The sequence below is a fragment of the Serratia sp. LACPHL-BACT-2024-00286 genome, from assembly GCF_043109535.1.
Taxonomy (GTDB): Bacteria; Pseudomonadota; Gammaproteobacteria; order Enterobacterales; family Enterobacteriaceae; genus Serratia; species Serratia sarumanii.
The window spans coordinates 20,785-45,702 of sequence record NZ_JBICNA010000003.1 but is presented as its reverse complement, the minus strand read 5'-3'; the positions used below and the strand labels follow the sequence as shown (position 1 = coordinate 45,702).

The following is a 24,918-nucleotide window of genomic DNA, read 5'->3' as shown; positions in this document are numbered from 1 at the left end:
GGCAGAATGAAAACGCTGCTGATGGTAGACAGTTCGCTGGGGCAGGCCCGTGGCCACCTGGCGAAACGCATGCTGGAGGCCGCCGCGGCCAAAACCGGCCTGACGCTGGTCGAGTCGCTGCAGGACGCCGAACTGGTGGCGGTGGCGGGGCAGTCGGCCCCGGCTGACGCCGGGCTGAACGGCAAATTGGTGTATGTGGGCGATGTAGAACAGGCGGTGCGTGAACCGGACGCTTTTCTGGCGCGCGCCAAGGCCGAAGCTGAAACCTATCAGGCGCCGCAGGCGGCGCCGGTGAAAGCCGCCGGGCAAAAACGCATCGTGGCGATTACCGCCTGCCCAACCGGCGTAGCGCATACCTTTATGGCGGCCGAAGCCATTGAAAGCGAAGCGAATAAACGCGGCTGGTGGGTGAAGGTGGAAACGCGCGGCTCCGTCGGCGCCGGCAACGCCATCACCCCGGAAGAGGTGGCGGCGGCGGATCTGGTGATCGTCGCGGCGGATATTGAGGTGGACCTGGATAAATTCGCCGGTAAGCCGATGTACCGCACTTCCACCGGCCTGGCGCTGAAGAAAACTGCCCAGGAACTGGACAAGGCGCTGGCCGAGGCTGAGGTGTTCCAGCCGCAGCAGCGCGGTAGCGCGGCGCCGGCGGGTAAAAAGAAAGAGGGCAACGGCCCGTATCGTCACCTGCTGACCGGCGTGTCCTACATGCTGCCGATGGTGGTGGCCGGTGGCCTGTGCATCGCGCTGTCGTTCGTGTTCGGCATTAAGGCGTTTGAAGTCAAAGACACGTTGGCGGCGGCGCTGATGCAGATCGGCGGCGGCTCCGCCTTTGCGCTGATGGTGCCGGTATTGGCCGGTTTCATCGCCTTCTCCATCGCGGATCGCCCTGGCCTGACGCCGGGCCTGATCGGCGGCATGCTGGCGGTGAGCACCGGCGCCGGGTTCCTCGGCGGCATCATCGCCGGTTTCCTGGCGGGTTACGTCGCCAAGGCGATCAGCAGCAAGCTGCGCCTGCCGCAGAGTATGGAAGCGCTGAAGCCCATCTTGATCATTCCGCTGGTGGCCAGTCTGATCACCGGTCTTATCATGATTTACGTGGTCGGCACGCCGGTGGCGAAAATCATGGAAGGCCTGACTCATTGGCTGCAATCGTTGGGCACCGCCAACGCCGTGCTGCTGGGGGCGATCCTCGGCGGCATGATGTGTACCGACATGGGCGGCCCGGTGAACAAAGCGGCCTACGCCTTCGGCGTGGCGCTGCTCAGCTCCTCGGTGTATGCGCCGATGGCGGCGATCATGGCGGCGGGCATGGTGCCGCCGCTGGCGATGGGGCTGGCGACGCTGCTGGCGCGCCGCAAGTTCCCGAAATCCGAACAGGAAGGCGGCAAGGCAGCGCTGGTGCTGGGGCTGTGCTTCATCACCGAAGGGGCGATTCCGTTCGCCGCCCGCGACCCGATGCGCGTGCTGCCGTGCTGCATTGCCGGCGGGGCGCTGACCGGCGCGCTGTCGATGGCGTTCGGCGCCAAGCTGATGGCACCGCACGGCGGGCTGTTCGTGCTGCTGATCCCGGGCGCGATTTCGCCGGTGTTGCTGTACCTGGTGGCGATCGCCGCCGGTACGCTGCTGGCGGGCGTGGCTTACGCCCTGCTGAAACGTGCTGAAGTGCCGGCGGCCAGCGTGGCGTAACGGCGTCCAGCCATAAAAAAACCGGAGCCCAGGCTCCGGTTTTGTCGTTTTGGCGCCGCGTTACTGCTGCGCTTTCAGCCAGGCGATCTCTTCCGCCCAGATATCCGGGTTTACCGTTTCCAGAATCAGCGGGATATTGTCGAAGCGCGGATCGCGCATGATGTAGCTGAACACCGTTTTGCCGATGTTGCCTTCCCCCAGGCTATGGTGGCGGTCGACGCGGCTGTTGAACTCGCTCTTGGCGTCGTTCAGGTGCATGCCGCGCAGATAGTTGAAGCCGACGATGTCGCCGAGCTGTTTGAAGGTGTGTTCGCAGTCTTCTTCGGTGCGCAGATCGTACCCGGCGGCGAAGGCGTGACAGGTGTCGATGCAAACGCCGACGCGGCTTTTGTCTTCCACGCCGTCGATGATCGCCGCCAGGTGCTCGAATTTGAAGCCCAGGTTGCTGCCCTGGCCGGCGGTGTTTTCGATCACGGCCGTCACGCCGGCGGTTTTATCCAGCGCGATGTTGATCGATTCGGCGATGCGCGCCAGGCACTTGTCTTCATCGATTTGCAGCAGGTGGCTGCCGGGGTGGAAGTTCAGCAGCGTCAGCCCCAGCTGTTCGCAGCGCTGCAGCTCGTCGATGAACGCCTCGCGCGATTTTTCCAACGCGTCGGCCACCGGGTGGCCCAGGTTGATCAGGTAGCTGTCGTGCGGCAGGATCTGCCCCGGCCCGAAGCCGTACTGGGCGCAGGCGCTCTTGAACTTATCGATCACGTCGGCGGCCAGCGGCGCGGCCTTCCATTGACGCTGATTTTTGGTGAACAGGGCGAACGCGGTCGCCTCCAATTCGTGCGCGCGGATAACCGCCTGATCCACGCCGCCTGACGCGCTGACATGTGCACCGACAAACTTCATCTTCATTCTCCTGTGTTATCGGTGACATTATGGCATTGATGGCGGGCGGAATAAATGCGGCCCGCCGAAGCGAGCCGCAGAAGGGGCAGAAGGGAGTGATTAGAGCCAGTGTTGCACCAGTTGGTTTATCGCGCCGCCGCCGACCAGCAGCCAGACGAACAGCAGCGTGGCCAACAGAATCGGTTTCATCCCGGCCTGGCGCACGGCGCTGATGTGGGTGGTCAATCCCAGCGCCGCCATCGCCATCGCCAGCATCCAGGTGTCGGCGGTGATCAGGTGCTGCACCAGCATGGCCGGCAGCAGGTTGAAGGAGTTCAGCCCGGCGACGGCGATAAACAGCACGGCGAACCACGGAATGGTAATCGCGGATTTTTCCGCCTTGCCTGCGCCGCCGCGGCTGATGTAGCCCGACAGCAGCAGCAGGAACGGCGCCAGCATCATCACGCGGATCATCTTGGCGATCACCGCCGCATTTTCGGCGTCAGGCCCGATGGCGTGCCCGGCCGCAACCACCTGAGCCACTTCGTGGATGGTGGAGCCGGCATAGATGCCGAAGGTTTCCTGGCTGAACGGCAGCCACTGGAAGTGTTCGTTCAGCTGATACAGCCACGGGTAGGCGAAGATCGCCAGGGTGCCGAACACCACCACGGTCGAGACCGCCACCGCCACTTTGCTGGAGTCGGCCTTCAGCACCGGCTCGGTGGCCATCACCGCCGCCGCACCGCAAATGCTGCTGCCGGCGCCGATCAGCATCGCGGTCTGGCTGTCGATGCCGAACACTTTCTTGCCGAGCCAGCAGGCCAGCAGGAAGGTGGTGGTCAGGGTCAACGCATCGATGATGATGCCGCTGGCGCCTACGTCGGCGATCTGCTGAAAGGTCAGGCGGAAGCCGTACAGGATAATGCCCAGACGCAGCAGGCGTTGTTTGGCCAGCTGTACGCCGCCGTGACAAACGGTTTGCCAGCGGGGATACAGCGTGTTGCCCACCAGAATGCCGAACAGGATCGCCAGCGTCAGCGCCCCCAGGCCCAGCTCCGCCACCCAGGGAATGTCGCCGGCCCAGACGGCCAGCCCGGTGAGCGCACCGGTCAGCGCCAGCCCCGGCACCAGCCGCGGCAGGCCGAACAGCGGAAAGCGTCGCTCGGGGTAAGTATGAGTGGTATCAGTCGCCATAAAAGTCAGTCCTTCAGTCTGTTTCTTGCTGCCAAGAGTACGTTTGGGCTGAATAAAAGAGAAATTGATTATATATTTATAACCTATCTGAATAAGTGGTATGGCGTCAGGCATTGGCATACAGCCGCATTGCGGCTAGGGTGAGGAGGAGCGGCGAACCGCCGTCAACTTTCCAACTGAACAGGAGCAGGCGATGGATACCGACGATCAACGCAGAGAGCAGATAGACCGGGAAGTGGGCCGCGCGGTGCGGCGGTTGATTGAAGAAAACAAGGCGATCGACCGCGACCATCTCGTGGCGATGCTGCAATTGATACAGCGGGACGAAGCCGGCACGCCGCGCGAGGCGGCGCTGGCTGCGGCGGCGCAGCTGGTCGCCTTGGGCAAGTAGCGCGCCGAATTGGCCGTAAACGGGGTGGCCTCGCCGGGCTCCCCACAGCATGTTGACATCATTTTGCGGTTCTCTGGCAGAACCCTTTTTCATTACCGGGACGGCTATGCATATCACGTTGCGTCAACTGGAAGTCTTCACCGAAGTGCTGAAAAGCGGTTCGACCACTCAGGCCTCGGTGGTGCTGGCGCTGTCGCAGTCGGCGGTCAGCGCGGCGCTGGCGGATCTGGAGGGGCAGCTGGGCGTGCAGCTGTTCGATCGCGTCGGCAAACGGCTGGTGATCAACGAGCACGGCCGGTTGCTGTATCCCAAGGCGCTGGCGCTGCTGGAGCAGGCGGGGGAGATCGAGCAACTGTTTCGCCATGACGGCGGGGCGTTGCGCATCGCCGCCAGCAGCACCATCGGCAACTACATGCTGCCGGAGATGATCGCCCGTTACCGCCGGGACTTTCCGGCCACGCCGCTGGAGCTGAACGTCGGCAACAGCCAGGACGTGATCGTGGCGGTGGCGGATTTCCGCGTCGATCTGGGGTTGATCGAAGGGCCTTGCCATATGCCGGAGCTGGTGACGCAGCCGTGGCTGGAGGACGAGCTGGTGGTGTTCGCCGCGCCGGACAACCCGCTGACCCGTCAGCCGCCAACGCTGGAGGCGCTGGCCAATGCCCCTTGGATCCTGCGCGAGCGCGGTTCGGGCACCCGTGAGGTGCTGGATCATCTGCTGTTGGCGCACCTGCCGCATTTCCAGCTGGTGATGGAGCTCGGCAACTCGGAGGCGATCAAGCACGCGGTGCGGCACGGCATCGGCATCAGCTGCCTGTCGCGGCGGGTGGTGGCGGAACAGTTGGCCAGCGGCGCGCTGGTGGAACTGCCGGTGCCGCTGCCGCCGCTGCGGCGCACCCTGTACCTAATCCGCCATCGGCAAAAGCACATTTCCAACGCCTTGCAGCGTTTTCTCAGCTATTGCGCGCTGTAATCGACAGCGCGTCACGCCCTCTGCTGCCGCGCAGGCCGAAGAAAGCATAAAAACCTGCGCGCGCTCACATTAATGAGAGTAAGTAAGGCCATAAGGGTCGCGGCTAATAATTGCCTCTGAATTATGAAGCTATCTTATATCAGTGCAATGTTGCTAGTTCACCGGCGGGTATTTGTTACAATCCGCCCTCATTTTTTCAAAGAGCAGATAGGGTACGAATGGCTCAGCAGGATATAAAAACATCGGGGCAGCAAGCACCCGGATTGCGCCGCGAGCTGAAAGCCCGGCATTTGACCATGATCGCCATCGGCGGCTCCATCGGCACCGGCCTGTTTGTCGCCTCGGGCGCCACGGTTTCTCAGGCAGGCCCCGGCGGGGCGCTGTTGTCTTACGCTCTGATCGGTTTGATGGTGTACTTCCTGATGACCAGCCTGGGCGAACTGGCGGCCTTTATGCCGGTTTCCGGTTCATTCTCCACCTACGGCGCCAAATACGTGGAAGAAGGCTTCGGCTTCGCGCTGGGCTGGAACTACTGGTACAACTGGGCGGTGACCATCGCCGTTGACCTGGTGGCTTCGCAATTGGTGATGAGCTACTGGTTCCCGGACACCCCCGGCTGGATCTGGAGCGCGCTGTTCCTCGGCCTGATGTTCCTGCTGAACTACATTTCGGTGAAAGGGTTCGGCGAGGCGGAATACTGGTTCGCGCTGATCAAGGTCAGCACCGTGATTATCTTCATCGCCGTCGGCGTGCTGATGATCGTCGGCATTCTGAAAGGCGGCGAGCACGCCGGCTGGCAGAACTGGACGATAGGGGACGCGCCGTTCGCCGGCGGCTTCTCGGCGATGATTGGCGTGGCGATGATCGTCGGCTTCTCGTTCCAGGGCACCGAGCTCATCGGCATCGCGGCCGGCGAATCGGAGAACCCGGGTAAAAACATCCCGCGCGCGGTGCGTCAGGTGTTCTGGCGTATTCTGCTGTTCTATATCTTCGCCATTCTGATCATCAGCCTGATCATTCCGTACACCGATCCGAGCCTGCTGCGCAATGACGTGAAAGACATCAGCGTCAGCCCGTTCACCCTGGTGTTCCAGCATGCCGGCCTGCTGTCGGCGGCGGCGGTGATGAACGCGGTGATCCTGACGGCGGTGCTGTCCGCCGGTAACTCGGGCATGTACGCCTCTACCCGCATGCTGTACACCCTGGCGTCGGAAGGCAAGGCGCCGCGCATCTTCGCCAAGCTGTCGAAAGGCGGCGTGCCGCGCAACGCGCTGTATGCGACCTGCGTGGTGGCCGGGCTGTGCTTCCTGACCTCGATGTTCGGCAACCAGTCGGTTTACCTGTGGCTGCTGAATACCTCGGGCATGACCGGTTTCATCGCCTGGTTGGGCATCGCCATCAGCCACTACCGTTTCCGTCGCGGTTACATGCTGCAGGGGCGCGATCTGAACGACTTGCCATACCGTTCCGGGTTCTTCCCGCTGGGGCCGATCTTCGCCTTCGTGCTGTGCCTGATCATTACCCTGGGCCAGAACTACCAGGCCTTCCTGCAAGACAAGATCGACTGGTACGGCGTGACCGCCACCTACATCGGCATTCCGCTGTTCCTGCTGATTTGGTTCGGTTACAAGCTGTCGCGCGGCACCCGCGTCGTGAAGTACAGCGAAATGGAATTCCCGACGATGGACGTGAAGTAATCTTCGGTGAGTGACACGCGGCGGGAGCTCCCGCCGCGTGTGGTTTTACTTTTTCCCGCCTTTGGCTTCCGCCAGCGCCTGCTGCGCCGAACTCATCAAATCTTCCACCGTCGCATAATCCTGCGTCAGCGCCAAAATGCCGGCGTTGAGCTGCATGTTCACCTCGCCGAACGCGCCAAAATCGTAGGGCGCTTCCAGCGGCGGCACAATGCGCGCCAGGAACTCGCTTTCCGCGCCGTAGGGCAGATCGTGCACCAGTATCAAAAACAGGCCGCCGGTGTAGCGGCAGACGTAGTCGCTGGGGCGGATCAGCGTCTTGAGGCGCTCGCCGACGGTGCGCAGCACGTCGTCGCCGATCTGCACGCCGTGGCTTTGGTAAAGCGCCGCCAGCGGGCCGAATTCAAGAATGAACAGGTGAGAGATTGGCTGTGTCGTTGCGGGGCGGCAGATGTTGCGCATCACCGCCTCGCCGCCCGCGCGGTTGAGGAAGCCGGTCAGGCGATCGCGGTGGGACGCCTGCTGCTTCTCCCACGCCAGCGTGACGTGCTGTACCCGCTGGCGGTGGTAGCGCGCGATCATGCCATGGGCCAGCACCAGCCACAGCGGCGTGAGATCCGCCAGGACGAACAGGTTTTGCACGCGCGACAGCGGCGCCGCCAGCAGGTAGGGCAGCGTCAGCGCGATCACCTCAAGCAGCGCGAAACGCGGCGCGGCGGCATGGCGCTGCATCAGCCAGCAGGCCAGAGCGGTGATCGTCAGACCGGCGAACAGGATCAGCACAAAGCGGCCCGACAGCATCGCCAGCGCGGCGCTGGCGCCGACCAGCAGCATCCACAGCAACACCGTCACCAGCATGGCGTCCGGCCAGGCGGGTTGGCGCCTCTGCGCCAGCCAGGCGCGCCCGGCGGTCAGCAGCAGCAACAGCAGCAGCAGAACGATACCGACCAGCCGCTGGTTCAGCCAGGCGTACCCCACCAACAGCGCCGCCGGCCCCACGGCATTCAGCCAGGGAGTGAGAGGAGAGGGCGTCAGCGTGAGCCGCAGCTGGCGTTTAAACGGCTCGTCATCGGCGTGCAGCGGGCTGTGCAACAGCCAGTTCAGCAGCGCCGGGCGTTTGGGCGTTACCGCCGGAGATGGACTTCTCATTACAGCCTCGTCAATAAGGCCGCTCTTGCGGCGGCCTGAAGTTTTTTGCACGCTCGGTGCTGTGATTTTGGATTCTATGTGGTTTTTTCGTTATTTGTCAGAGTCTGGTCGGATCAGGAATAACTTTCAGAATAATGAACCTGCTGGCCGCAGCGGGGGTAAACGCGATGGATTGAAGAATGGCGTGGAAAAACAATTTATTACATTTCGATAACGCCGTTTTCACCTATTGATATGATTGATAAGTATTATCGTTTGCTTTATTGTTGACGGCTGCGCGCAGGCTGTCGCCGCGCGCTTTCCGGTTTACGGCGGACGCTTTCGCGCCGCTGTCATGATGGTTGTAACAGGTATCTTAACGAATGAGCGTATCCACCGATCCCATGACTGACGCCAAGGGGCAACCCAACGCCGGCGTGATGGGGCGTTATCAGCATATTCTTCGCCATCGCCTGTTGATGATGGGCGTGTTGGCACTGGCGATCCTGGGGTCGCTGCTGCTGGATTTCACCATGGGGCCGTCCGGGCTGTCGCTGTCGTCCTTATGGCAAACGCTGCTTGACCCCGCGGCGGCCGATGCCGGCACGCGGGTGATCGTCTGGGACATCCGCCTGCCTTACGCGCTGATGGCGGTGGTAGTGGGGTTTGCGCTCGGCCTGGCCGGGGCGGAAATGCAGACCATCCTGAATAACCCGCTGGCCAGCCCCTTTACCCTCGGCGTGTCTTCCGCCGCGGCCTTTGGCGCCGCGCTGGCGATCGTGCTCGGCATCGGCATTCCGGGCATTCCCGATCAGTGGTTCATCTCCGCCAACGCCTTTATCTTCGCGCTGTTCGCCGCGCTGATGCTCGACGGCATCACGCGCTGGACGCGGGTCGCCACCTCCGGCGTGGTGCTGTTCGGCATCGCGCTGGTGTTTACCTTCAACGCGCTGGTGTCGATGATGCAGTTCATCGCCAGCGAGGACACGCTGCAGGGGCTGGTGTTCTGGACCATGGGCAGCCTGGCGCGCGCCTCGTGGGACAAGCTGGGCATCCTGTTCGGCGTATTCGCCGTGCTGCTGCCGCTGTCGATGATGAGCTCGTGGAAACTGACCGCGCTGCGCCTGGGTGAAGACCGGGCGGTGAGCTTCGGCATCGACGTGCGCCGTCTGCGGCTGACCACGCTGCTGCGCATCAGCATCCTTTCGGCGCTGGCGGTGGCGTTCGTCGGGCCGATCGGCTTTATCGGCCTGGTGGCGCCGCACATCGCCCGCATGATCTTCGGCGAAGATCACCGTTTCTATCTGCCGGCCAGCGCGCTGATTGGCGCGCTGGTGCTGTCGATGGCCTCGGTGGCGTCGAAAAATTTGGTGCCCGGGGTGATCATTCCGGTGGGCATCGTCACGTCGCTGGTCGGGGTGCCGTTCTTCCTGAGCATTATTCTGCGCCACCGGGGGAACGTATGAGCCAGGGCCTGCGAATAGAACACTTCTCGGCGGGCTACCCGAAGCGCCAGGTGATCGACGATCTCTCGGTGCCGATGCTGCCGCGCGGGCAAATCACCGTGCTGCTGGGGCCGAACGGCAGCGGCAAATCGACGCTGCTGCGCTCGCTGGCCGGGCTGAACCCGGCGCAGGGCAAGCTGTGGCTGGACGACGGCGATCTGATGCAGATGCCGTTCGCCCGTCGGGCGGAGAAAGTGGTGTATTTGCCGCAGTCGCTGCCCGCCGGGGTGCATCTGCACGTGCTGGAGTCGATCATCGTGGCGCAGCGCGCCTCGGGCGGCCGCAGCAACGCCGGCAGCGAAGCGGAAGTGATGGCTTTGCTGGAGCAATTGGGTATCGCCCACCTGGCGCTGAGCTATCTCGATCAGCTGTCCGGCGGCCAGAAACAGCTGGTGGGGTTGGCGCAGTCGCTGATCCGTCAGCCCTCGCTGCTGCTGCTGGATGAACCGCTGAGCGCGCTCGATCTCAACTATCAATTCCACGTGATGGATTTGGTGCGCCGGGAAACCCGCAAGCGCAACATCGTGACGGTGGTGGTGGTGCACGACATCAACATCGCGCTGCGCCACGGCGACCACGTGCTGATGCTGCAGGATGGCGATCTGATCGCCGACGGCGCGCCGGATCAGGTGATTACGCCGCAGAGCCTGGCGCGGGTCTACGGCGTGCGCGGGCGTATCGAGCGCTGTTCGCAGGGCACGCCGCAGGTGCTGATAGACGGTCTGGTGAACCAGCCGACGATTTAATCCAAGAAAAAGCCCGGCATCGCCGGGCTTTCTTTATCGTGCTGCGTGGTTCAGCGCCTCGCTCACGCGTTCGACGACGTGCTGGGCGGTGACGATGCCGCCGGACAGATACACCTCGGCCGCCGGCAGGTAAACCACCTGGCCTTTTTTCACCGCCGTGGTTTTCTTCAGCGCGGTGCCGGTGAGGATCTTCTGCGGCGCCACCGCGTTCGGCCGCCCGGTCGCGGCGTCTCTGTCGATGACGAACAGCCAGTCCGGATTCAGTTTGGCCACCTGCTCAGGCGTCAGCTTGTTGCCGCGCACGTCTTTTTCGTCGGACTGCAGCGCAGACGAGAAGCCGAGGGCGTCATAGACGAAGCTGAAACGGCTCTTGGGGGCGTAGGCGCTGATCTTGCCGCCGGAGAACAGCACCACCAGCCCGCGCCCGGCCTGAGCGGCCTGCGGTTTGACCGCCGCGATCTGCGCATCCAGCTTATCGACCGCCGCCTGCGCCTGTTGCTGCTTATCGAACAGCTCGCCCAGCTGCAGCGTGCGCTGTTTCAGGCTGCCCAGCTGATCCTGCGGATCGACGGACATGTTCAGCGTCGGCGCCAGCGCGTTCAGCTCGTCATAGGCTTTGGACGCCCGGCCGGCGATCAGGATCAGATCCGGCTTGGCGGCGCGCAGCACGGCCATATCCGGCTCGAACAGGGTGCCGGCATTGAGGTATTTGTCGTCCTGATAGCGCTTCAGGCTATCCGGCAAGTTCTTGCGGTTGCCGGGCAGCGCCAGCGGCTCGACGCCCAACAGCTGCAGCGTTTCCAACGAGGCGTAATCCAGCACCACGATGCGCTGCGGGTGCTTTTTCACTTCGGTGCTGCCGTTCAGGTGCTGGACGTTGACGGTGGCCGGAGCCACCGGCGCGTCGGTTTTGCTGTGGCAACCCGCCAGCGCCATCGTTGCCAGCAGGGCGATCATCAGGGGGGAGCGGCGTAATCTCATGGGGCTTCCTCACGGTGATGGAATGAAAAGGGCGCGCAGCGCGCGCCCGGGGGCATCAGAAGTTATAGGTCATGCCGACGGTGTAACGGCGGCCGTCCAGCGTGGTGTTGTAGTGATCGTAATCCACGGTCTTGTCGAGGATGTTGTAGACCCCGCCGGTCAGCTGCAGGTTTTTCGCCGCCTGGTAGCTCAGGCCCGCATCGACGAAGGTGTAGGACGGCGTGCTCTTGGCCATCGAGGTGCGGCTCAGGTAGTCAGAGGTGCGGCTGCGGAAGTTAACGCGCGACCACAGGCTGAGGTCCTGCGTGGCGCGCCAGTCCAGCACGGTGTTCAGCATGTGCTTCGGCATCTGGTTGAGCGCCTTGCCCTGGAACTCGCCGCTCTTCTGTTCGGAAGCGGTGTAGGTGTAGTTGGTGTTCCACTTCCAGTCTTTGTTGATCTGCCAGCCGAAGGTGGCTTCTACGCCGCGCATATTGGCTTTGTCGACGTTGACGCGATCGCTGATAAAGTCGTAGGACGTGCCGCCGATGGTGCAATCCGGCGTGTCTTCGCAGCGGCGCACTTCGGTGATTTTGTCTTTAAAGTCGGTGTTGAAGACCGTCACGCCGGCGTTAACGCCTTTCAGGCTATCCCACATCAGGCCGATTTCTTCGCTCAGGCTCTTCTCTGGCTGCAAATCCGGGTTACCGACGATGATGCCTTTACGCACGCCGCCGCCGGTGACCTGCCCCCAGTTAGGGGAGGATTGGCGCAGATCCGGCGATTTGTAACCGGCGGAGACGCCGCCTTTCAGCGTCCACTGTTCGGTCAGGTGCCAGACGCCGTACATGCGCGGGGTCCAGTGGCTGCCGAAGTTTTCATCCTGATCCATGCGGATGCCGCTGGTCAGGCTGAAGTCGTTGGTCAGCGCCCATTCGTCTTCAGCGAACAATGCCCAGCTCCAGCGCGTCAGCTTGCTGAGACCTTGAGCCGACTCAAGCTGGTTGCCGCCGTCGCCCAGTTTTTCATAGCGGTATTGGCCGCCGAGGTTCAGCATGTGGGAACCCAGCTCGAACTGGTTCTGGGTGTTGAAGATGGTGTTGTAGGCCTTCATGTTACGGCCCGGGTTACCGGTTTCTTCGCGCTGCACGTAGCTGGTGGAGTTGCCGAAGTCATAATAGCCGTTGTGGGTCAGCGAGTAGTTGGTGCGCGTATACAGGCTTTCGCTGCGGGACGTCGGCGAGCATTTGCCTCTGCTGCAGCGCTCCGCCACCACCGATTTGCCCGGCGTGCTGTTGCGATCTTGCAGCGAACGGCCGATTTCGAAGTCGAATTCGTTTTTCTCGTCCGGCGTCAGGGTGAACACCGCGGTGCCGCTGCGCATGCGCTGTTCGTTGTAACCGTTGACGATTTTATCTTCCGCGCGGCGCGACAGCAGGCCGTTGACCCGCAGGCCGAGCAGCCCTTCAACCAGCGGGCCGGAGGCGTAGGCGTTGGTCTGGAACAGATCGCCGGAATCGCGGTTTTCCTGAATGGTGGCGTCGCCGTGCAGCGAGCCCTTCCACTCGGTGCGGGAGGTCTTGCGAGTGATGACGTTGATCACGCCGCCCATGGCGTCGGAACCGTACAGCGAAGACATCGGCCCGCGCACCACTTCGATGCGCTCGATGGCTTCCATCGGCGGCAGCCAGCCCTGTTCGATGCCGGCGTTGTCGCTGTTCGGGCGGGTGCCGCGGGTGTCGACACGCTTGCCGTCCACCAGGATCAGGGTGTACTTGGAGGACATGCCGCGGATGCTGATGTCACTGCTGCTGGCGCCGCCGGTGATCACCACGCCCGGCACGTCTTTCAGCGCGTCGGTCACGTCGCGATAGGCCTTGTCTTCGATCTGCTGGCGCGGGATCACCGAGATGGAAGCGGCGGAGTCCTGAATTTTTTGCTGGAAGCCGGAGGCGGTGACGACCATGGTGTCCTGGGTGTCGTCCTGCGGCGCGGCCAGCGCGGCGGTGGCGCTGAGTGAGGCGATCACCAGAGCGGCGAGCTTGCTGTAACGTGGCGTTTCCATGAGGTAAACCTTTCCTGGATTGAAGTGAAAGTAATTAACCAATTGAATTTCTAATGAAATTGTTCGTCTTTCGCTGAGAAATGCTTAGCTTCGTCAACGTTGCGTGAGGCTATTGTAAGGATTTTTTTCTGAATGTAAACGCTAATGATAATCCATATCATTTGTATGCTGGTTTTGCTGGCGGGAAAGGTTAACCGGATGAATTAAAGGGAAAAGCGGCGCAGCGGGCGTGCGCCGGGGAGGATCAGCGTTTTTGGATGTAGGTGATGGCCAGCGCCAGCGCCAGCACCAGGCCTTTGATAATGTCCATGGCGTAGTAGGGCACCGACAGCATCACCAGCCCGTTTTGCAGCACGCCGAGGATCACCGCGCCGATCAGCGTGCCGAGCGCATTAGGTTTGCCGGCCCCGGCCAGCGAGAAGCCGATATAGGCCGCCGCCACCGCGTCCATCAGATAGCCGCCGCCGGCGTTGACCTGCGAAGAGCCGATACGTGACGCCAGCAAGATGCCGCCAAGCGCCGCCAGCCAAGAGGAAATGACATAAGCGGCAACCCTGTAACGCACGGTGCGGATGCCCGAAAGGCGCGCCGCCTCGGGGTTGCCGCCGATGGCATACATGCGGCGGCCATGCTTGGTCAACGACAGGAACAGCTGCACCGCCACGGTGACCGCCAGCATGATCAGCACGATCACCGGCACCTGGCCGAGGGCGGAAAACACCTCCGGGATCAGGCCTTCCGCCATGTCGCCATTCGGCAGCACCATGTTTTGGGTGATGGATCCGCCGTAGCTGTAGGTCATCGCCACGCCCTGGATCACGAACAGGCTGGCCAGCGTCGCCAGCATATCGGGAATTCTAAACACCACGATCAGTAGGGCGTTGAACAGGCCGACCAGCGTGCACAGCAGCAGCGTTACCACGATGGCGCCGGTGGTGCCGAACCCGTGCCAGACGAACAGCGAAATCACCAGCGCGTTGGCCAGCGAGGCGGTCGAGCCGACCGACAGATCGAAACCGCCGACCGACAGCGAGATAGAGACGCCGATGGCGATCACCGTCACGATGGCGATCGAACGCAGGATATTGATGATGTTGTTGGCATCGAGGAAGTTGTCCGACGCCAGGCCGAACAGGGCGATCAGCGCCGCCACGGTCAGCAGCATGCCCCATTTGTAGAGGAAATCGAACAGCTGTTGGCGCCAGGGCAGCGCAGGCCGCAGGGCTAATTCTTTACTCACGCAGGGGTTCCTCCGGTGGAATAGAGCAATAAGGTTTCTTCGTCGATGTCGGCGGCGTTCAACTCCGCCACGATGCGGCCGTCCCACAGCACGCAGATGCGATCGCACAGGCCAACCAGCTCGGCGAACTCGCCGGAGGCGTAAATCACGCCCTTGCTGGCGCGCGCCAGGCCGTCGATCAGGCTGAACAGCTCCTGCTTGGCCTTGATGTCCACGCCCTTGGTCGGCTCATCGAAGATCAGCACCTCGGCGTCGCCGCGCAGCCATTTGCCGATCGCCACTTTTTGTTGATTGCCGCCGGACAGGCGCGCCAGCCGCTGTTGCGGGCCGGAGGCGCGAATGTTCAGGCGCTGCATGATCTCGCGCGCCCAGCGCAGCTCTTGTCGTCGGCTGAACAGGCTCCAGCGCGAGAAGCTGTCGTCGGCGCTGACGCTCAGGTTCATCGGGATCGCCTCATCGATGAAAATGCCTTCTTTGCGGCGTTCCTCCGGCACCAGCGCCAATCCTTGTTCGACCGAGAGGTGCGGCGCGCGCGGTGCCCAGGGCTGCCCGCGCAGTTCGCCGCGTTCGAGCTGCACGGCGCTGGCGCCGAACAGCGCTTTGCACAGCTCGGTTTTGCCAGCTCCCGCCAGCCCGGCGATGCCGAGAATTTCGCCCTCATGCAGCCGCAGCGAAACGTCGCGCAGCTTGTGGCGATCGCGCAAGCCTTGCACCTGCAGCAGCGTTCGCTCGGCGTGCGGCGGGCGCGGCGGCGGGAAAATATCGTCCAGCCGATGGCCGAGCATCTTCTCGACGATCTGTTCGCCGCTCAGCCCGCGCATGGCGTCCTCGCTGACGCGCCGGCCGTCGCGCAGCACCGTCAGCCGATCGCAAATGTCGCTCAGTTCGTGGATGCGGTGGGAAATAAATACGATGCCGATACCTTCGGATTGCAGGTGGCGAACCACGTTAAACAGGCGCTCGCTCTCGGCGCGATCGAGCGGGGCGGTCGGTTCGTCGAGCACCAGAAAACGGCAGCGGTGCGACAGCGCGCGCGCCAGCAGCACCTGCTGTTTTTCCGCCAGCGTGCAGTCCGCCAGCCGCCTGCGAGGGTTGAGCGGCAGCGCCCATTGCTGCAGCAGCTGCGCGGCGCGGCGGTGCAGCTCCGCCCAATTCAGCCAGTGGCCCGGTTCGTTCAGCCAGTCCAACATGATGTTTTCCGCCACCGACAGCGTGGGGATCAGCGCGACGTCGACCTCTTGCTGCACCACGTGAATACCGTGGCGGCGCGCCTGCAGCGGGGAGTGGATCGCCACCGCCTGGCCGTCGATCAGGATCTCGCCGCGATAATGATCGTGGGCGCCGGAGAGGATCGCCATCAGCGTCGACTTGCCCGCGCCGTTGGCGCCGACCAGCGCGTGGATTGAACCGCCCTGCAGCGTGAAGTCCACGTCCTGCAGTGCGTTGAAACCGGCGAAGGCGATCGAAATATTGCGCATCTCGAGGCGCGAAGGCGGTGCGGTTGACATAGGGTATTAAGGCCGTTTAGATGTTTAGATGGCTGATTTGCTCTGTTGTAACACAGATTGCGCCGTTGGCAACCAACAAAATGGCATAACGGCGGTGAAAAACGCGTTGGCGGGTAGGGGCGCAACCCGCGTCAGGCTGCGCCGGTGCGAGAAGCGCTCAGAAGGTGGTGGGGGTGTGTGCGCTGACGATGCGGCAGATGCGCGCCGAGGTATTGCTGAAGCTGTGCGGAATGCCGGTGTTGATGGCGTAACTCTGGCCGGCGGTCAGGCAGTAGCTCTGGCCGTTGATGGTCAGCACGATCTCGCCCTCCAGCAGGGTGCCGATCTCTTCGCCCTGGTGCTTGATCTTTTCACCGGTGGTGGTGCCGGGCTGGTAGGTTTCCAGCATCATCGCCAGGTTACGCGTCGGGCTGCCGTTGTGCACCAGCCTCATCGACACCCCCTGGCTGCCGATCTCAATTAGATCCTCGGCGTCGATCACCACGCGCGGCTCGTCGACGGCTTCCGGTTCGGCAAAGAATTCAGACAGCGACAGGCCATACACCTTCAGCAGCTTTTGCAGCGTGCTGATGGCCGGGCTGACCTTGTCCTGTTCGATGGTGCTGATCGCACTGTGGGTTAACCCGGACAGTTCGGCGACCCGGCGCTGCGACAAACCCAATTGCTGACGGATCTGCGACAGGCGTTTGCCCGGTGCCAAGCTGGCTTCGCTCATAGCGGTACTTCCTTCTGGTAGGGGCGACAGGCAGACATGAATATCGCTATCGGGCGCCTGTCTGGGCGATAACGATGTTGCATGATATCGGTAGTTAGGGCAGGTTTGGAAAATATATTGCCCATGTTCACTCTCGGTGCGTTGGACGAAATAGTTGACGTAAAAATGGCGGCAAGGCCTTTTCGGTCAATATTTTATCAATTTAGCAGCCGGCGGCGAATAATCAAACAGGATTGTAACATTTGCAAACCTATTCTGTTAAGACTATGTTTCATGGTGTGGATGTTATTTTGAGCGCCCGGCAGCGGCGCAGCCTGGCGAGAAATCCAATCATGTGTTGAATCGAACGGCGGACGGGCGCCAACGCGCCTTAAGAGCATAATGGCGGGTGACGTATGCAAACCAATAGCGCAGCAGTTGAACATTTTGCACAGCATCATGAAGAGAGGCGAAGTAGCGCGTTCCAAAATGAGGTTGCTCATTATTTGGAACGCCATCCCGCCACGCAGTATGTCGATATCCTTCTCACCGATCTCAATGGTTCCTTCCGCGGCAAACGCATACCCGTCTCAGGGTTGAAAAAACTGGAAAAAGGCAGCTACTTCCCCGCGTCGGTGTTCGCCATGGACATCCTCGGCAACGTGGTGGAGGAGACCGGCCTTGGGCAAGAGCTCGGCGAGCCGGACCGCATTTGCCTGCCGGTGCCCGGCTCGCTGACGCCGTCGGCCGCCGATCCGCAGCATATCGGCCAGGTGCTGCTGACCATGCTGGATGAAGATGGCACTCCCTTTGACGTTGAACCCCGCAATGTGTTGAACCGCGTGTGGCAGGCGCTGCGACAGCGCGGCTTGTTCCCGGTGGCAGCGGTAGAGCTGGAGTTTTATCTCATCGATCGGCAGCGCGACGCGGAGGGCGATCTGCAGCCGCCGTGCGCGCCCGGCACCCAGGAGCGCAACACCCAAAGCCAGGTGTACTCCGTCGATAACCTGAACCATTTCGCCGAGGTGCTGAACGACATAGACGCGCTGGCGAAGCTGCAGGGGCTGCCGGCGGACGGCGCGGTGGCGGAGGCGTCGCCGGGGCAGTTCGAGGTCAACCTGCGTCATACCGACGATATTTTGCTGGCCTGCGACCACGCGCTGGCGCTGAAACGGCTGGTGCGGCTGGTGGCCGAGAACCACGACATGCACGCCACCTTTATGGCCAAGCCCTACGAGGATCATGCCGGCAGCGGCATGCACGTGCATGTCAGCATGCAGGACGGCGCGGGCAACAACCTGTTCGCCGACGACGAAGGCGAGGATTCGCCACTGCTGAAACAGGCGCTGGCCGGGATGATCACCCTGATGCCGGCGTCGATGGCGCTGCTGGCGCCGAACGTCAACGCCTACCGGCGTTTCCAGCCTGGGATGTATGTGCCGATCCAGGCCGCCTGGGGCCACAACAACCGCACCGTGGCGCTGCGCATTCCCTGCGGCGAAGCGGAGAACCATCGGGTGGAGTATCGCGTGGCCGGCGCCGACGCCAATCCATATCTGGTGATGGCGGCGATCCTGGCCGGCATGCTGTACGGGCTGGACAACGCGCTGCCGCTGCCTGAGCCGGTGACCGGCAACGGGCTGGAGCAGGAGGGGCTGCCGCTGCCGATCCGCCAGAGCGACGCGCTGTACGAGTTTGAGCATCAGCACGCGCTGACCCACTATCTGGGCGAGCGTTTCACCCAGGTTTATCACGCCTGCAAGACCGACGAACTGCTGCAGTTCGAGCGGCGGGTGACGGAAACCGAGATTGACTGGATGTTGAAAAATGCCTGAATGGGCGTATAAAGTAAGAGGTATGTGCGGCCGACCGGCCTGCCGGTAGTGGATTAATTCGCCTGCCGGGCCGGTTTTCCGCTCGATCGACAAAAAGAATTTGTATTTAAGGGCTTCCGGATCTTGTCATCCGGAGGCATTCTGGTGCAAAATATCTCAAATGCAGATAGCCGACGTTTTAACGCGTCGGTTATTTTTTTTGCATTAAGTTTTACCAACGTAGCGTTTCATACACCAAGCGAGGCCGGACACCGATCCGGATAGATAAATAGTTTCGTGCACGATCAAACAAAACTTTATGGTCGTGACTCATGAGGATTAGAAAGATGGGGCAATTTTTCACTTTAGCACCGGTGCCCGCCGGTTTCCGCTGTGGCCGCAGCGACTATGGAGCAGCCGAGGTTACCTCGACCCGTTATCCAGCTTACAATCCCCTTCTTTTAGAATTAAGTCGCTCGTTGCGAAGTTTCCCCGCAACCTTAAGTCTTGGCGTGTCCGCCATCCGCAAGGCTCAAGGTAAGGGGGGGCTGAACAATGTCCGATAACACCCTCAACGCCGCTCCGGCTCAGCGCACTCAGCTGCGTAAAACCCTGACTTTGGTTCCGGTAGTGATGATGGGCCTGGCTTATCTGCAGCCAATGACCATCTTCGATACCTTCGGCATCGTATCCGGCCTGACCGATGGTCACGTCGCGACCGCGTACGCCTTCGCTCTGCTGGCGATCCTGTTTACCGCCCTGAGCTACGGCAAACTGGTGAAGAAGTTTCCTTCCGCCGGTTCCGCCTACACTTACGCCCAGAAAGCCATCAGCCCGCACGTCGGCTTTATGGTGGGCTGGTCATCGCTGCTGGACTACCTGTTCATGCCGATGATCAACATTTTGCTGGCCAAGATTTACCTGGAAGCGATCTTCCCAGGCGTTCCGTCCTGGATTTTCGTGGCGGTGCTGGTCGGCTTGATGACGATTTTCAACCTGCGCGGCATCAAGCTGGTGGCTAACCTGAACTCCATCATCGTGGTGGTGCAGGTGGCGATCATGATCGTGTTCCTCGGCCTGGTGATCAACGGCGTTTACCACGGCGAAGGCGCCGGTACGCTGGTCAGCAGCCGCCCATTCTGGTCCGATAACGCGCACGTGGTGCCGATGATTACCGGCGCGACCATCCTGTGCTTCTCGTTCCTGGGCTTCGACGGCATCAGCTCGCTGTCTGAAGAGACCAAAGACGCGGAAAAAGTGATCCCGAAAGCCATCTTCCTGACGGCGCTGATCGGCGGCATCATCTTTATCGTGGTGTCTTACTTCGTGCAGCTGTACTTCCCGGACATCTCGCGCTTCAAGGATCCTGACGCGTCGCAGCCTGAAATCATGCTGTACGTGGCGGGCAAATTCTTCCAGTCGGTGATCCTGGTGTTCTCCTGCGTGACGGTATTGGCGTCAGGCATGGCGGCGCACGCGGGCGTTTCGCGTCTGATGTACGTGATGGGCCGCGACGGCGTGTTCCCGACTCGTTTCTTCGGCTATGTACATCCGAAGTGGCGTACCCCGGCGCTGAACGTGCTGCTGGTTGGCGCCATCGCGCTGTCCGCCGTGTCGTTTGACCTGGTGACCGCGACCGCGCTGATCAACTTCGGTGCTCTGGTGGCCTTCACCTTCGTCAACCTGTCGGTGATCTCGCAGTTCTATATTCGCGACAAGATGAACCGCACTGTGAAAGACACGTTCAACTACCTGATCCTGCCGGTGCTGGGCGCATTGACCGTCGGCGCGCTGTGGATCAACCTGGAAGCCAGCTCGATGACGCTGGGCCTGGTCTGGGCGGCCATCGGTCTGATCTACCTGGCCTTCGTCACCCGCAGCTTCCGTCTGCCGGTGCCGCAAGCGAGCGAAGACGCCGCCTAAGCGCGAGCCGTCTCCTCAGCCACAAAAAAGGCCGCATTCGCGGCCTTTTCCTTTTTTGCTTGCTGCGGGTTTACCCCACCAACTCTTTGCCGTAATCGAACAGCGCTTTCAACAGGGCGGTTTTCTCTTTGTCGCCTTCGTGCAGGTTATACAGCGATTCGAGCTGCAGCAGGTAACTCTGCACGCGCTCCGCGCTCAGCGCTTCCTGGCGGTGCTGCAGCCAGCGGCGCTGTTCGGCATCGTCCAGCGTATTCGGGTAGTTGCGCGCGCGGAAGCGGAACAGCAGCTCTTTCATGCGGCCGTCGCTGAAGGCCAGATCCAGCGCCGGCAGGTTCTGCGGCTTGGTCTGCTGGATAATCCTCATCGCCGCCTTGTCGGCGTCGCTGAAGAAGCCGTCATACAGCCGGGCGTCGACGTCGTCGGAGCCTTTGAACGGCTCGGCTTCGGCGAACAGCGCCACCACTTTCTCACGCACTTCCGGGTGCTGTTTCAGCAGCTGTAGGTTTTGCAAGCAGGCCTGGCGATCGATGCCCAGCCGCTCGGCGTTCTCCGGCAGCAGGGTTTTGGCCGGCGCCAGCACCGGGCATTTGTTGATGTGCACCAGCTTGATCGGCACCGGCGCCTGATCCGGCGCCAGGTCGTCGCGGCGGGTGTACAGCCGTTCACGCAGCTGCTCGGCGCTCAGCGTCAACAGCGGCGTCATGTCGCCGGCGAGATCGCACATGATCACCGCGTTTTTGTTGTCCGGGTGCCAGGCCAACGGCGACACCCAGCTGGTGTTGCCGCGCGCCGCGCCAAACATGCCGGAGACGTGCACCAGCGGCGTCATTTCGGCGACGTCGATCAGGGCGTTCAGCTTGTGCTTGTTGCGGTGCTGCAACAGGAAATCGAACAGCCGCGGCTGCGCCTGCTTGACCAGCTTGGCCATGGCGATGGTGGCGTAAACGTCCGACATTGCGTCGTGAGCCTGCGTGTGCTCGACGCCGTTGGCGCGCGTGAGATGCTCCAGGCGGAAGCTGGGGAAGCCGTCTTCGTTTTCCGGCCAGACGATGCCGTCCGGGCGCAGGGCGTAGCAGGCGCGCATCACATCCAGCAGATCCCAGCGCGAGTTGCCGTTTTGCCAGCTGTAGGCATAGGGATCGTAGAAGTTGCGATAGAAGATATTGCGGCTCACTTCGTCATCGAAACGGATGTTGTTGTAACCGAGAATGCAGGTGCCGGCCACGCTGAAGGCCTGGTGGATTTGGCGGGTGAATTCGGCTTCGTTAACGCCTTTGGCGCGCGCCACCTGCGGCGTGATGCCGGTGATCATCACCGCCTCGGGTTCCGGCAGGTAGTCGTCGGCCGGGGCGCAGTAGATGACCAGCGGCTCTTCGATAATGTTGAAATCCATATCGGTGCGCACGCCGGCAAACTGCGCCGGGCGGTCCAGCGACGGGCTTTTGCCGAAGGTTTCGTAATCGTGAATGTAAAAGGTGTTCTGTCTATCGTTGTCTTTCACTGTCGGGGTTTGTCCGCGTATGTTGTTTAACGTACCGATTTAAAAGTATTTTTTAGCGCGTTAACTGCCTTGTTTGTCCATTCTTGCATAAGACTGTATTCACTTGTTTGCCTTCGTCCATGTGCTATTGTGTACAGGTTTGGTACATAACCTTAAATCAACTGCGTACAAAAAATTATTATGGCTCTCAGCGATACAAAACTGCGCTCACTACATGGTAAACCATATTCGGGAAGTCCTGAAGTGTCCGATGCCGATGGGCTTAGCGCCCGCATTTCGCCCAAAGGGGTGATCAACTTTCAGTTTCGATACCGGTGGTATGGCAAAGCCCAACGTTTAGGGATTGGCAGGTATCCTGCCGTCGCTTTGAAAGAGGCTCGTGCAATCACATCAGAGTTGCGCACCCTCTATGACCGAGGGATAGACCCGCGCCAATATTTTGATAAAAGCGGAGATATCGGCAACACGGCAACGGTGAAGGACTGTTTGAATTATTGGAAGGAAAACTACGTTGATGTCTCGCTTCGTGAGAACAGTAGAGAGCTGTATAAATCGACTGTCATTAAACGTTTAAGTGATGCTTTTGAAGGGCGTCCAGTAGCAGAGATTACCATTAAGCAATGGGTTGATTTGTTTACTCAAGAGGAAAGGGAAAACAGCAGGCGGGCGCGGCAACTACTTGTCCAGTTGAGATCAGCGATGGGGTGGTGTATCCGTCGGCATTTTATACCCGATTGCTCAGTAATGAAGGTTGAGCCTCGTGACGTAGGGAGCCGTTCTGAAACCGGGGATAGAATTCTAACTTACTTTGAGCTGGCAGAAATTTGGATCGCCATAGAGCGCAGCAGGGCGTCCACTTCAAATAAGCTTTTGCACCAAATGCTCATGCTCTGGGGAGCGCGGCTGTCCGAGTTGAGGTTATCTGAACGGCATGAGTTTGATCTGAGGGAAATGCTCTGGACTGTACCAAAAGAGCACAGCAAAACAGGAAAGGAAATCCGGCGTCCGATCTTCAAGCAAATTGAGCCGTTGCTGGAAAAGGCAATGCTGACGTATGACAAGGTTCTTTTCCCAGGGAATCTGATCACGGAACCTCTAACGATCTCTGCGGCCAATCGTTACATAAAACGCATTCGGGAAGGTTTGGATATAGGGTATTGGCGTGCGCACGATTTCCGGCGGACGTTGGTGACACGCCTTTCAGAGGAAGGGGTAGCCCCACACATTACGGAAAGAATGCTGGGGCATGAGCTGGGTGGGGTGATGGCCGTCTACAACAAACACGACTGGATAGAAGGGCAAAAGGAAGGGTATGAGATACATGCCGATAAGCTTTTCTGGCATGTTAAGAAACTTTCTGGTTGATGCCGCCATTCAATATCCACTGATTAACCGCACTCTCTAAATATGCTTTTGGGTGAGTGCGAACAGGCTTAGGGAAACAGTGTTTGTTCTGGTAGGTGTACATGGTCGATCGTGACGAAATGCCAAGCTTCGCCATGACCTCCTTTTCAGGGATCAGGTTGATATCTTGCATAGTTACCTCGGGAATGCTGGTGGATTATTCTGCTGCTGAGAATAGGCGCTGATAAATTGCGGAAACATACTTCGCCTGATGGATAGCATCGGCTAATGCGTTGTGGCGCTCGCCGTCAAACGGCATATCACGCTTGGGATCAAAGCCAACTACGCGGCCAAGCTCAACGATAGTGCGCACGTCCCTGTCGTTGTACCACTCCCACGGCAACGGAACGCATTCACGCTGGTAAGACTCACGCAGGATCACGTTATCGAATACAGCTCCGTTCCCCCACACGCGCAGGCTACGAGGATTGGCGACATTGGCCCGGATAAACTTATTCAGGTCATACAACGCAGACAGCAACGACGGGGCACCGTCAACGCAGATAGCTGCGCGGGCTTCGCTGCTTTGCTTCATCCACCAAATAATCGTATCGGCGTCTGGTGTCGCCTTACCGGCCATAGTGCTTTGGAGGTCTACGGCGGTGTAGAACTGCTCACCAAGCTCGCCGGTGCGCGGATCAAAAAGCACAGCACCGATAGTCAAGATAGGGGCGCTGGGCTTCTTACCCAGAGTTTCAAGGTCAAGCATTAAGTGGTTCATCAATATTTATCCAGGGTGTACACGAAGAATTTGTCAATGGCTGAGCCTGCAAGTTTGCTTATGTCATACTGCTGAATACCCCACACGATTGCGTAAAGGCACCAGATGTAGCCATTGCTGGCTTCACGGCAACTCGCTTCGAAGAAGTCCGTCAGGTCGATGTGCTTGCAGCTAAAGTCATGCACCGCGGTTACTGCTTCATACTCATAACCGGATGCCAGCTTTAGTTCTTCAATCGCCTCTACAGCTTCCTCTTTGGCTTCTTCAAAAGCCTCTTCATCGTCAAAATCGTCAGCCGCACACTCAAGCCAGTCATCAAGATATTCCTGCGCGCGAGCCTCGAAAGCTTCTGGCGACCACTCGGTATAAACTTCACGGCAGTAACCACGTCCGCCATGCTGCAACTTTTCAGACCAGTAACCTGGGTTGATCGACAGCTCTCCTTCGTTCCGAATGAAGTCGTACTTATCCATGCGGAAGAAATCGAACATGTTATAGAGTCGGCGGAAAACATAGGTTCCCATATCACCGCTAATGCACAGATGGCCGGGCCAGGTGGTTAGGGTGAAGTGATAACAGCTGCTGCCACCTCGTGAAAAATGAAGGTGTCTAAACACACCGTTATCGTTGTCAACGGACATTGAGTGATTACGGGTGTCGCACTTGAAGCGTTCCAGTACATTTTTTTCTTTCATTCCTTTTCTCCCAGGTGCCGAGCCGGGATCACGCCATCTACCGGTAGGCATTCATACTGAGGTGGTAACTTTTGCTGGTGGATATCAGCAAGACAATTTGAACGGTCTGGATATACCCAGCCCTGCGGGACGTAGTCACAAGGCTGATGGGTGTAGCAGACGAGAAGAAATAGGCCGAACATGTGGCACCCCTG

Annotated in this window: 23 protein-coding genes; 9 read left to right on the top strand and 14 right to left on the bottom strand. The window is 60.5% G+C overall.

The genetic code is table 11. The features are described 5' to 3' along the window. Window positions 1-6: 6 nt before the first annotated feature. Window positions 7-1,689 carry a PTS fructose transporter subunit IIBC gene (gene fruA, locus ACF8MC_RS09965; protein ID WP_049195140.1) on the top strand — a complete coding sequence of 561 codons (1,683 nt, stop codon included), beginning with the start codon at window positions 7-9 and terminating at the stop codon, window positions 1,687-1,689. 60 nt (window positions 1,690-1,749) lie between these two features. On the opposite strand, the gene nfo is transcribed toward fruA, so the two are convergent. Further along, a complete protein-coding gene (nfo, locus tag ACF8MC_RS09960) occupies window positions 1,750-2,589 on the bottom strand; it encodes a deoxyribonuclease IV (RefSeq protein ID WP_033635262.1) in 840 nt (279 codons plus the stop codon). A 99-nt stretch (window positions 2,590-2,688) separates the two neighbouring features. Next, window positions 2,689-3,762 carry a YeiH family putative sulfate export transporter gene (locus ACF8MC_RS09955; RefSeq protein WP_164105228.1) on the bottom strand — a complete coding sequence of 358 codons (1,074 nt, stop codon included), beginning with the start codon at window positions 3,760-3,762 and terminating at the stop codon, window positions 2,689-2,691. A 193-nt stretch (window positions 3,763-3,955) separates the two neighbouring features. Here ACF8MC_RS09955 and ACF8MC_RS09950 point away from each other — a divergent pair, with 193 nt between their 5' ends. The 3 genes from ACF8MC_RS09950 to ACF8MC_RS09940 all read left to right on the top strand — a co-directional run bounded on the left by ACF8MC_RS09950 (window position 3,956) and on the right by ACF8MC_RS09940 (window position 6,823). Further along, window positions 3,956-4,153: a hypothetical protein gene (locus tag ACF8MC_RS09950; protein WP_033647996.1), complete on the top strand. Its 198-nt coding sequence runs from the start codon at window positions 3,956-3,958 to the stop codon at window positions 4,151-4,153. A gap of 106 nt (window positions 4,154-4,259) precedes the next feature. After that, the gene (yieE, locus tag ACF8MC_RS09945; RefSeq protein ID WP_016926991.1) at window positions 4,260-5,126 is read left to right on the top strand and encodes a DNA-binding transcriptional regulator YeiE; all 867 of its coding nucleotides are present in this window, start codon (window positions 4,260-4,262) and stop codon (window positions 5,124-5,126) included. Between the two features lie 218 nt (window positions 5,127-5,344). Next, complete coding sequence (locus ACF8MC_RS09940; protein ID WP_164105229.1) at window positions 5,345-6,823, top strand: amino acid permease; 1,479 nt, start codon at window positions 5,345-5,347, stop codon at window positions 6,821-6,823. 45 nt (window positions 6,824-6,868) lie between these two features. Here the strand turns inward: ACF8MC_RS09940 and ACF8MC_RS09935 are convergent, their stop codons facing one another. After that, on the bottom strand, window positions 6,869-7,969 hold the full coding sequence (locus ACF8MC_RS09935) for a diguanylate cyclase domain-containing protein (RefSeq protein WP_164105230.1): 1,101 nt from the start codon (window positions 7,967-7,969) through the stop codon (window positions 6,869-6,871). 362 nt (window positions 7,970-8,331) lie between these two features. On the opposite strand from ACF8MC_RS09935, the gene ACF8MC_RS09930 reads away from it, so the two are divergent. Further along, complete coding sequence (locus tag ACF8MC_RS09930) at window positions 8,332-9,414, top strand: iron ABC transporter permease (protein WP_031300718.1); 1,083 nt, start codon at window positions 8,332-8,334, stop codon at window positions 9,412-9,414. Beyond that, a complete protein-coding gene (locus ACF8MC_RS09925) occupies window positions 9,411-10,199 on the top strand; it encodes an ABC transporter ATP-binding protein (protein WP_033647994.1) in 789 nt (262 codons plus the stop codon). Before ACF8MC_RS09930 ends, ACF8MC_RS09925 begins: the two co-directional genes overlap by 4 nt. Before the next feature lie 33 nt (window positions 10,200-10,232). On the opposite strand, the gene ACF8MC_RS09920 is transcribed toward ACF8MC_RS09925, so the two are convergent. From ACF8MC_RS09920 to ACF8MC_RS09895, 6 genes are all read right to left on the bottom strand, one after another. Then, the gene (locus ACF8MC_RS09920; RefSeq protein ID WP_049234620.1) at window positions 10,233-11,180 is read right to left on the bottom strand and encodes a siderophore ABC transporter substrate-binding protein; all 948 of its coding nucleotides are present in this window, start codon (window positions 11,178-11,180) and stop codon (window positions 10,233-10,235) included. A gap of 55 nt (window positions 11,181-11,235) precedes the next feature. After that, complete coding sequence (locus ACF8MC_RS09915) at window positions 11,236-13,224, bottom strand: ligand-gated channel protein (RefSeq protein ID WP_033653805.1); 1,989 nt, start codon at window positions 13,222-13,224, stop codon at window positions 11,236-11,238. A gap of 244 nt (window positions 13,225-13,468) precedes the next feature. Further along, a complete protein-coding gene (locus ACF8MC_RS09910) occupies window positions 13,469-14,464 on the bottom strand; it encodes an ABC transporter permease (RefSeq protein WP_033648150.1) in 996 nt (331 codons plus the stop codon). After that, the gene (locus tag ACF8MC_RS09905) at window positions 14,461-15,972 is read right to left on the bottom strand and encodes a sugar ABC transporter ATP-binding protein (protein WP_164105231.1); all 1,512 of its coding nucleotides are present in this window, start codon (window positions 15,970-15,972) and stop codon (window positions 14,461-14,463) included. The genes ACF8MC_RS09910 and ACF8MC_RS09905 overlap by 4 nt, the downstream gene beginning before the upstream one ends. Before the next feature lie 157 nt (window positions 15,973-16,129). Next, complete coding sequence (gene puuR, locus ACF8MC_RS09900; RefSeq protein ID WP_049195136.1) at window positions 16,130-16,687, bottom strand: HTH-type transcriptional regulator PuuR; 558 nt, start codon at window positions 16,685-16,687, stop codon at window positions 16,130-16,132. 197 nt (window positions 16,688-16,884) lie between these two features. Then, window positions 16,885-17,169 (bottom strand): hypothetical protein, encoded by a 285-nt coding sequence (locus ACF8MC_RS09895; RefSeq protein WP_162057002.1) that lies wholly within the window; start codon window positions 17,167-17,169, stop codon window positions 16,885-16,887. Between ACF8MC_RS09895 and ACF8MC_RS09890 the strand changes: the two genes are divergently transcribed. After that, a complete protein-coding gene (locus ACF8MC_RS09890) occupies window positions 17,083-18,501 on the top strand; it encodes a glutamine synthetase family protein (protein WP_048321810.1) in 1,419 nt (472 codons plus the stop codon). The genes ACF8MC_RS09895 and ACF8MC_RS09890 overlap by 87 nt on opposite strands. A 534-nt stretch (window positions 18,502-19,035) precedes the next feature. Next, on the top strand, window positions 19,036-20,403 hold the full coding sequence (locus ACF8MC_RS09885; protein ID WP_033647989.1) for an APC family permease: 1,368 nt from the start codon (window positions 19,036-19,038) through the stop codon (window positions 20,401-20,403). Between the two features lie 70 nt (window positions 20,404-20,473). On the opposite strand, the gene sbcB is transcribed toward ACF8MC_RS09885, so the two are convergent. Then, entirely contained in the window at window positions 20,474-21,904 is a 1,431-nt protein-coding gene (gene sbcB, locus ACF8MC_RS09880) for an exodeoxyribonuclease I (RefSeq protein ID WP_060435614.1), read from the bottom strand. A 180-nt stretch (window positions 21,905-22,084) separates the two neighbouring features. Here sbcB and ACF8MC_RS09875 point away from each other — a divergent pair, with 180 nt between their 5' ends. Further along, on the top strand, window positions 22,085-23,269 hold the full coding sequence (locus ACF8MC_RS09875) for a site-specific integrase (RefSeq protein ID WP_164033985.1): 1,185 nt from the start codon (window positions 22,085-22,087) through the stop codon (window positions 23,267-23,269). Here ACF8MC_RS09875 and ACF8MC_RS09870 read toward each other — a convergent pair. The 4 genes from ACF8MC_RS09870 to ACF8MC_RS09855 are packed head-to-tail and all read right to left on the bottom strand — an operon-like array spanning window position 23,250 to window position 24,906. Beyond that, complete coding sequence (locus ACF8MC_RS09870; protein WP_072271584.1) at window positions 23,250-23,441, bottom strand: AlpA family transcriptional regulator; 192 nt, start codon at window positions 23,439-23,441, stop codon at window positions 23,250-23,252. The genes ACF8MC_RS09875 and ACF8MC_RS09870 overlap by 20 nt on opposite strands. Before the next feature lie 24 nt (window positions 23,442-23,465). After that, the gene (locus tag ACF8MC_RS09865; protein WP_164033984.1) at window positions 23,466-24,029 is read right to left on the bottom strand and encodes a 3'-5' exonuclease; all 564 of its coding nucleotides are present in this window, start codon (window positions 24,027-24,029) and stop codon (window positions 23,466-23,468) included. After that, window positions 24,029-24,724, bottom strand: a complete 696-nt coding sequence (locus tag ACF8MC_RS09860) for a hypothetical protein (protein WP_164033983.1) — start codon at window positions 24,722-24,724, stop codon at window positions 24,029-24,031. The genes ACF8MC_RS09865 and ACF8MC_RS09860 overlap by 1 nt, the downstream gene beginning before the upstream one ends. Beyond that, window positions 24,721-24,906 (bottom strand): DUF1482 family protein, encoded by a 186-nt coding sequence (locus tag ACF8MC_RS09855; RefSeq protein WP_164033982.1) that lies wholly within the window; start codon window positions 24,904-24,906, stop codon window positions 24,721-24,723. Before ACF8MC_RS09855 ends, ACF8MC_RS09860 begins: the two co-directional genes overlap by 4 nt. Window positions 24,907-24,918 lie beyond the last annotated feature (12 nt).

What these genes read in the sequence shown, in the direction of transcription:
- ACF8MC_RS09865 (WP_164033984.1), bottom strand. Translation starts at nt 24,029, where the DNA reads ATGAACCACTTAATGCTTGACCTTGAAACTCTGGGTAAGAAGCCCAGC.
- ACF8MC_RS09930 (WP_031300718.1), top strand. Translation starts at nt 8,332, where the DNA reads ATGAGCGTATCCACCGATCCCATGACTGACGCCAAGGGGCAACCCAAC.
- ACF8MC_RS09940 (WP_164105229.1), top strand. Translation starts at nt 5,345, where the DNA reads ATGGCTCAGCAGGATATAAAAACATCGGGGCAGCAAGCACCCGGATTG.
- ACF8MC_RS09925 (WP_033647994.1), top strand. Translation starts at nt 9,411, where the DNA reads ATGAGCCAGGGCCTGCGAATAGAACACTTCTCGGCGGGCTACCCGAAG.
- ACF8MC_RS09860 (WP_164033983.1), bottom strand. Translation starts at nt 24,724, where the DNA reads ATGAAAGAAAAAAATGTACTGGAACGCTTCAAGTGCGACACCCGTAAT.
- ACF8MC_RS09955 (WP_164105228.1), bottom strand. Translation starts at nt 3,762, where the DNA reads ATGGCGACTGATACCACTCATACTTACCCCGAGCGACGCTTTCCGCTG.
- puuR (WP_049195136.1), bottom strand. Translation starts at nt 16,687, where the DNA reads ATGAGCGAAGCCAGCTTGGCACCGGGCAAACGCCTGTCGCAGATCCGT.
- ACF8MC_RS09915 (WP_033653805.1), bottom strand. Translation starts at nt 13,224, where the DNA reads ATGGAAACGCCACGTTACAGCAAGCTCGCCGCTCTGGTGATCGCCTCA.
- ACF8MC_RS09920 (WP_049234620.1), bottom strand. Translation starts at nt 11,180, where the DNA reads ATGAGATTACGCCGCTCCCCCCTGATGATCGCCCTGCTGGCAACGATG.
- ACF8MC_RS09890 (WP_048321810.1), top strand. Translation starts at nt 17,083, where the DNA reads ATGCAAACCAATAGCGCAGCAGTTGAACATTTTGCACAGCATCATGAA.
- ACF8MC_RS09875 (WP_164033985.1), top strand. Translation starts at nt 22,085, where the DNA reads ATGGCTCTCAGCGATACAAAACTGCGCTCACTACATGGTAAACCATAT.
- ACF8MC_RS09885 (WP_033647989.1), top strand. Translation starts at nt 19,036, where the DNA reads ATGTCCGATAACACCCTCAACGCCGCTCCGGCTCAGCGCACTCAGCTG.
- fruA (WP_049195140.1), top strand. Translation starts at nt 7, where the DNA reads ATGAAAACGCTGCTGATGGTAGACAGTTCGCTGGGGCAGGCCCGTGGC.
- ACF8MC_RS09905 (WP_164105231.1), bottom strand. Translation starts at nt 15,972, where the DNA reads ATGTCAACCGCACCGCCTTCGCGCCTCGAGATGCGCAATATTTCGATC.
- ACF8MC_RS09895 (WP_162057002.1), bottom strand. Translation starts at nt 17,169, where the DNA reads ATGAGCAACCTCATTTTGGAACGCGCTACTTCGCCTCTCTTCATGATG.
- ACF8MC_RS09870 (WP_072271584.1), bottom strand. Translation starts at nt 23,441, where the DNA reads ATGCAAGATATCAACCTGATCCCTGAAAAGGAGGTCATGGCGAAGCTT.
- nfo (WP_033635262.1), bottom strand. Translation starts at nt 2,589, where the DNA reads ATGAAGTTTGTCGGTGCACATGTCAGCGCGTCAGGCGGCGTGGATCAG.
- ACF8MC_RS09950 (WP_033647996.1), top strand. Translation starts at nt 3,956, where the DNA reads ATGGATACCGACGATCAACGCAGAGAGCAGATAGACCGGGAAGTGGGC.
- ACF8MC_RS09935 (WP_164105230.1), bottom strand. Translation starts at nt 7,969, where the DNA reads ATGAGAAGTCCATCTCCGGCGGTAACGCCCAAACGCCCGGCGCTGCTG.
- ACF8MC_RS09855 (WP_164033982.1), bottom strand. Translation starts at nt 24,906, where the DNA reads ATGTTCGGCCTATTTCTTCTCGTCTGCTACACCCATCAGCCTTGTGAC.
- yieE (WP_016926991.1), top strand. Translation starts at nt 4,260, where the DNA reads ATGCATATCACGTTGCGTCAACTGGAAGTCTTCACCGAAGTGCTGAAA.